Source organism: Vineibacter terrae, from assembly GCF_008039615.1.
Classification (GTDB): Bacteria; Pseudomonadota; Alphaproteobacteria; order Reyranellales; family Reyranellaceae; genus Vineibacter; species Vineibacter terrae.
In genome coordinates, this window is record NZ_VDUZ01000135.1 from 1 (window position 1) to 5,371 (window position 5,371).

Here is a 5,371-nt window from a genome sequence, read left to right on the forward strand (position 1 = left end):
GGCACGCTGAGCCGCTCGCTGGGCGGCTTCCTCATCGGCGTCGATGCCACCATCGAGCAGACCTGGCGCGTCGGGCTGGCCGCCGGCTACACCCGCGCCTCGTTCGACGTCGACAGCCGCGCCTCGTTCGACGTCGACAGCCGCGCCTCGTCCGGCAACAGCGACAACTATCATGTCGCCCTCTATGGCGGCGGCCAGCTCGGCGCTTTGGGCCTGCGGGCCGGCGCCAGCTTCAGCTGGCACGACATCGCCACCACGCGCCGCGTCGCCTTCGCCGGCATCGGCGATCGCCTGAAGGCCGACTACGGCGCCCGCACCACGCAGGTGTTCGGCGACTCTCTCAAGATCTCCGATCTCGAAGTCCGGCCCATCTATCATCGCCGTGCCCGGCGCGTGCGCGCACACGTCTTCCTCTGCATGCTCGCCTATCACATCGAATGGCACATGCGCGCCCGCCTCGCCCCCATCCTGTTCCAGGACGACGACAAGGCCAGCGCCGAACGGGCCCGCGCCTCGCCCGTCGCCCCGGCCCAGCGCTCCCTGCGCGCACGCCGCAAGGCGGCCCGCAAGCGCACCGACGACGGCCTGCCGTGTCGACCATGGACCTCGACCGCAAGGAGCTGCTCATGAAGCTGGGCGCTGCGCGGGCCAAGGCGCCGGCAGCTTGGCGTCTGATCGACATCGCCGTGGCTGACGACGGCACCGCCTTCAGCTTCGTCCTCAATCGCACCAAGCTCCGCCGGGTGCGCCAGCGCGAGGGCCGATACCTGCTGCGCAGCAACCTCTGCGGCCATGACCCGGCCCAGCTGTGGCAGTTCTACATCCAGCTCGTCGAGATCGAAGCCTTGAGCTTGCCGCGCATGGAGCCCTTTGAGGGCTCGATCTTGGCGAGGTTAAGGACGGTTTTGCGCAGCAGGGCGAGGTTCTGGGGCCCATTGTCCTTGCGGTTCCTGGCATTGTCTTCGCCCATGATGACATCAAGCGTCCAGTGCAGGCCATTCTCGATGCCCCAATGGCTGCGGACGGCAGCGTTGAACTGCTCGGGCGCCAGGGCGGCGCTGAGCAGGTAGTAGCGGCTCTCGCGGCTGGTCGCGCCGTTGGTGTCGACCATGGACCTCGACCGCAAGGAGCTGCTCATGAAGCTGGGCGCTGCGCGGGCCAAGGCGCCGGCAGCTTGGCGTCTGATCGACATCGCCGTGGCTGACGACGGCACCGCCTTCAGCTTCGCCCTCAATCGCACCAAGCTCCGCCGGGTGCGCCAGCGCGAGGGCCGATACCTGCTGCGCAGCAACCTCTGCGGCCATGACCCGGCCCAGCTGTGGCAGTTCTACATCCAGCTCGTCGAGATCGAAGCCGGCGCCGGTTGTCGAAGCCGCGCCAGAACACCTCGGCGACCAGCAGCTGGGCGCCCACCGGCCCGATGCCCTTGAGATCGACCAGCTGGTTGATCTTGGCGGCCATGGTGCCGTCCTCGGCGTCGGCGCGCTCGGCCTTGGCCTGGGCCTCGAGGCGATCGATCTGCCGTTGCAGCACCTGCAGGCGCTCAAGCTCGTCGAGGATCTCCTGCTTGAGGAACGGCGGCAGGGGCCGGCCGTCGCCGGTGCGTGCATTCAGCCGCCACCAGCTCGCCCTCTACTGCGGCGGCTCGGGCGACCACAACCCGATCCATGTCGACATCGACTTCGCCAAGAAGTTCGGCTTCAAGGACGTCTTCGCCCACGGCATGCTGTCGATGGCGTTCCTGGGCCGGCTGGCGACGTCGTGGGTGCCGCAGAAGCAGATCCGCGCGCTGGGCACCCGCTTCACCTCGATCACCTGGGTCGGCGACGTGATCACGGTCAGCGGCAAGGTGGTCGGCAAGCGCGACCGCCGGCAGCGGCGTCGAGAGCCTCGGCGCCGGCAATCCCATCTTCGACGCCGTCGCCAACCTGCCTGACACCGCCGGCATCCGCCGCGCCTTCGACCTGCTGTCGGGCGAGATCCACGCCAGCGGCGCCAGCACCATGGTCGAGCAGTCGCAGTATCTGCGCGACGCCGTGATCGGCCGCGTGCGCCAATCCTACGCCGCGGTCGGACCGGCGGCCGCGCTGGCGCCCGAAGGCAAGGTCATGGCGCTCGCCGGCAGCGACAAGGACAAGCGCATCTTCCTGCGCGCGGCCAGGACGGTGGACTACGGCGCGCTGATGGAGGTGATGAACGCGCTGCGCGGCGCCGGCTACCTGAAGGTGGCGCTGGTCGGCCTCGAGAACGGGGACAGCAAGTGACGTCGGGTCACTCCCTTCCCCGCAACGCGGGGAAGGTGGCCGAAGGCCGGATGGGGAGCGCTCGTGGTGCTGATGACCAAGACCCCGTCGGCTCCCCTCCGCCCCTTCGGGCTGGATGCTTCGTGCGACACCGGGCTGGCGGCGGATGAGGCCGGCGCGCTCGAGGCCGAGAACCATCTGATGGACTGAAGGTGGACTGACGCGGAAGTGGCGCTGCATGTCGGCTTCGGCAGGAGCCTGGTGGAACATGCGGGCGTAGACATGGATGAAGGCCAGATACTGGCCTTGCTTTTCGGTGAAGCGATGCGGGCCGGTGCGGCGCGCGGTGTCTGATTTGTGACTCATCGCTGGATTCGTCTGGTCTCCTCTCAGTCCCAGTGTGGCCGATCGTCCTCTCAGACCGGCTACCGATCGCAGCCTTGGTAGGCCATTACCCCACCAACTAGCTAATCGGACGCGGGCCCCTCCTTCGGCGATAAATCTTTCCCTCCTCACGGAGGCTTATCCGGTATTAGCCCTAGTTTCCCAGGGTTGTTCCGAACCAAAGGGCAGGTTCCCACGCGTTACTCACCCGTGCGCCGCTGTCGTATTGCTACGACCGCTCGACTTGCATGTGTTAGGTGCCTGGTGCTTGGTGGTGGATGCTGTCGCGAGCGAGGACGCAGGTGAATTGTGGGGCGGGGTGAGAGCCTTGCTTCAGGATGAGCCGAGCGTTTTGGTTTGTGACGGGATCCGTTGCCGGCCGGGGCGCCAAGAGCCCTGGCTGGACTTGAACATGAGAGTTTGATCCTGGCTCAGAACGAACGCTGGCGGCAGGCCTAACACATGCAAGTCGAGCGGTCGTAGCAATACGACAGCGGCGCACGGGTGAGTAACGCCGCTGGTTCGAAGAGCGTGCCGGCACCCAGAAGGGCCGCACCCGGCGCGTCGCCATCGTCGCCTTGGCACGCAAGCTCATGGTCGCCCTGTGGCGCTTCCTGGAGCATGGCCTGCTGCCTGAGGGGCGCCGTCTTGAGCGCACCGCAGCGCTAATCCGCGCGGCGGCAAGCGCTTACCAAGGGGGACGGATGATGACCGTTGTCATCCATGGACCATACAGCACCGCTGTCTCAGATGGGTCTCATCGTCGCCGCTGGTTCGAAGAGCGTGCCGGCACCCAGAAGGGCCGCACCCGGCGCGTCGCCATCGTCGCCTTGGCACGCAAGCTCATGGTCGCCCTGTGGCGCTTCCTGGAGCATGGCCTGCTGCCTGAGGGCGCCGTCTTGAGCGCACCGCAGCGCTAATCCGCGCGGCGGCAAGCGCTTACCAAGGGGGACGGATGATGACCGTTGTCATCCATGGACCATACAGCACCGCTGTCTCAGATGGGTCTCATCGTCCGCCGGCCTCATCCGCCGCCAGCCCGGTGTCGCACGAAGCATCCAGATCCTGGTCGACCCTCAAGACCTGCCAATCCTCCCCTGGCTCAACAGCAACCCGTCATAACCTCTGTGGCGAGGTACTAGGGCGTCTACACATCTTGGCGCGTTGGCGCGGCAGATTGACTCGGGCCGAGGATAGCGGCTTCCCGTGCGGGTGGGCGATGTGATTCTGTATGGCGCACTTTGGTTCAGCTGGAGTGCCGCCATCATCAATCGCCTCAAGCGGTTCCGTCGGTTCGCTACTCGCTACGAAAAGACCGCCCGCAACTACCTCGCCATGGCGCTGATCGCCTGTATCCTCATCTGGATCGGGGTTTGAAAACAGGCCCTAGTACCTGTGCCCAGAGATTATGACTCTTTGGCTGCGTCTGGATAGGCGCGAGCGAGCTTTGTGCGAGCGCGTTGGGTGGTGAACATCCATTTGATGCGAGCGGCTGTCGCGTTTCGCTGGCGCTCATAAAAGGCACTTGGTCTTCACTACAGCCGCTCGCCGACCGACACCCCTTGAAATGATTCGCGTTTTCACACTTTCCAACCTCAAAATTGCCGTTTCAGCCCTCCAGTTGGGAAAGTTGGGCTAGCAGCCTGTCGGACTGAGGTTATTGGGTAGTTGATTGAGTGATTTTGAAAGCACCGAGGTCATGGGTCGCGATTTTTGGTGGTACTTTCCCCGTCAGGCGTGTGCGAGGGTGAACATCCGCTGCGCCAGCGAAACGCGACAGCCGCTCCCATCAAATGGATGTTCACCACCCAACGCGCTCGCACAAAGCTCGCTCGCGCCTATCCAGACGCAGCCAAAGAGTCATAATCTCTGGGCACAGGTACTAGGGCCTGTTTTCAAACCGAGTCACATCTCACTTGTCACTCGGAATGAAATTTGATTCAAAGCTGTTCTTTGCGTGAGTTGCAGCAATGAACAGGCGGCCGCTGAGTGATGAGCAATGGTCGACCGACCATTGCTCATCACTCAGCGGCCGCCTGTTCATTGCTGCAACTCACGCAAAGAACAGCTTTGAATCAAATTTCATTCCGAGTGACAAGTAAGATGTGACTCGGTTTGAAAACAGGCCCTAGTACCTCGCCACAGAGGTTATGACGGGTTGCTGTTGAGCCAGGGGAGGATTGGCAGGTCTTGAGGGTCGACCAGGATCTGGATGCTTCGTGCGACACCGGGCTGGCGGCGGATGAGGCCGGCCGCAGGGTCGCCGTCCAGCTCGCCTGGCTGTGGCGCCGCTACCAGCCGGGCAGCGCCTTGAGCCGCTGGTTCGAAGAGCGTGCCGGCACCCAGAAGGGCCGCACCCGGCGCGTCGCCATCGTCGCCTTGGCACGCAAGCTCATGGTCGCCCTGTGGCGCTTCCTGGAGCATGGCCTGCTGCCTGAGGGGGGCGCCGTCTTGAGCGCACCGCAGCGCTAATCCGCGCGGCGGCAAGCGCTTACCAAGGGGGACGGATGATGACCGTTGTCATCCATGGACCATACAGCACCGCTGTCTCAGATGGGTCTCATCGTCTCCTGGGCAACCCCGCCCGCGGTCACTGCCGCGTGTGTTGAGCCAGGGGAGGATTGGCAGGTCTTGAGGGTCGACCAGGATCTGGATGCTTCGTGCGACACCGGGCTGGCGGCGGATGAGGCCGGCGCGCTCGAGGCCGAGAACCATCTGATGGACTGAAGGTGGACTGACGCGGA

The 5,371-nt window shown here is 64.7% G+C and carries 4 protein-coding genes, 9 pseudogenes and 1 other annotated feature; of the genes and pseudogenes, 10 read left to right on the forward strand and 3 right to left on the reverse strand.

What is annotated here, in order from left to right:
• Together FHP25_RS41705 and FHP25_RS42870 are read left to right on the forward strand one after the other, a co-directional pair.
• Window positions 1-609, forward strand: a pseudogene (locus FHP25_RS41705) (autotransporter domain-containing protein); the annotation flags it as partial.
• A pseudogene (locus FHP25_RS42870) lies at window positions 600-845 on the forward strand (IS1634 family transposase); the annotation flags it as partial. The pseudogenes FHP25_RS41705 and FHP25_RS42870, both read left to right, overlap by 10 nt.
• On the opposite strand, the gene FHP25_RS40540 reads toward FHP25_RS42870, so the two are convergent.
• Window positions 818-1,192, reverse strand: coding sequence for an ISAs1 family transposase (locus FHP25_RS40540; RefSeq protein ID WP_231712648.1), 375 nt, complete (start codon window positions 1,190-1,192; stop codon window positions 818-820). The pseudogene FHP25_RS42870 and the gene FHP25_RS40540 overlap by 28 nt on opposite strands.
• Here FHP25_RS40540 and FHP25_RS42195 point away from each other — a divergent pair.
• The 3 genes and pseudogenes from FHP25_RS42195 to FHP25_RS40550 form a co-directional block, all read left to right on the forward strand.
• Window positions 1,110-1,355, forward strand: a pseudogene (locus FHP25_RS42195) (IS1634 family transposase); the annotation flags it as partial. The gene FHP25_RS40540 and the pseudogene FHP25_RS42195 sit on opposite strands and share 83 nt — an antisense overlap.
• Window positions 1,356-1,600: 245 nt before the next feature.
• The gene (locus tag FHP25_RS40545; RefSeq protein ID WP_231712649.1) at window positions 1,601-1,936 is read left to right on the forward strand and encodes a MaoC/PaaZ C-terminal domain-containing protein; all 336 of its coding nucleotides are present in this window, start codon (window positions 1,601-1,603) and stop codon (window positions 1,934-1,936) included.
• Between the two features lie 184 nt (window positions 1,937-2,120).
• A pseudogene (locus FHP25_RS40550) lies at window positions 2,121-2,264 on the forward strand (TonB system transport protein ExbD); the annotation flags it as partial.
• A 111-nt stretch (window positions 2,265-2,375) separates the two neighbouring features.
• Here FHP25_RS40550 and FHP25_RS42200 read toward each other — a convergent pair.
• Window positions 2,376-2,531, reverse strand: a pseudogene (locus tag FHP25_RS42200) (LexA family protein); the annotation flags it as partial.
• Here FHP25_RS42200 and FHP25_RS42385 point away from each other — a divergent pair.
• The 4 genes and pseudogenes from FHP25_RS42385 to FHP25_RS41710 form a co-directional block, all read left to right on the forward strand.
• The gene (locus FHP25_RS42385; RefSeq protein ID WP_269434429.1) at window positions 2,472-2,597 is read left to right on the forward strand and encodes a hypothetical protein; all 126 of its coding nucleotides are present in this window, start codon (window positions 2,472-2,474) and stop codon (window positions 2,595-2,597) included. The pseudogene FHP25_RS42200 and the gene FHP25_RS42385 overlap by 60 nt on opposite strands.
• 7 nt (window positions 2,598-2,604) lie before the next feature.
• Window positions 2,605-2,885, reverse strand: a sequence feature (16S ribosomal RNA rRNA prediction is too short).
• A gap of 260 nt (window positions 2,886-3,145) precedes the next feature.
• A pseudogene (locus tag FHP25_RS42205) lies at window positions 3,146-3,268 on the forward strand (IS110 family transposase); the annotation flags it as partial.
• A 129-nt stretch (window positions 3,269-3,397) separates the two neighbouring features.
• A pseudogene (locus tag FHP25_RS42210) lies at window positions 3,398-3,547 on the forward strand (IS110 family transposase); the annotation flags it as partial.
• Window positions 3,548-3,899: 352 nt separating this feature from the next.
• A pseudogene (locus FHP25_RS41710) lies at window positions 3,900-4,004 on the forward strand (IS5/IS1182 family transposase); the annotation flags it as partial.
• 29 nt (window positions 4,005-4,033) lie between these two features.
• Here FHP25_RS41710 and FHP25_RS42825 read toward each other — a convergent pair.
• Window positions 4,034-4,150: pseudogene (locus tag FHP25_RS42825) on the reverse strand (IS630 family transposase); the annotation flags it as partial.
• A gap of 667 nt (window positions 4,151-4,817) precedes the next feature.
• On the opposite strand from FHP25_RS42825, the gene FHP25_RS41250 reads away from it, so the two are divergent.
• The gene (locus FHP25_RS41250; RefSeq protein ID WP_178134157.1) at window positions 4,818-5,099 is read left to right on the forward strand and encodes a hypothetical protein; all 282 of its coding nucleotides are present in this window, start codon (window positions 4,818-4,820) and stop codon (window positions 5,097-5,099) included.
• Window positions 5,100-5,371 lie beyond the last annotated feature (272 nt).

Excerpts from the sequence above, each read along its gene's own strand:
- FHP25_RS40540 (WP_231712648.1), bottom strand. The coding sequence starts at position 1,192 with ATGTCGATCAGACGCCAAGCTGCCGGCGCCTTGGCCCGCGCAGCGCCC.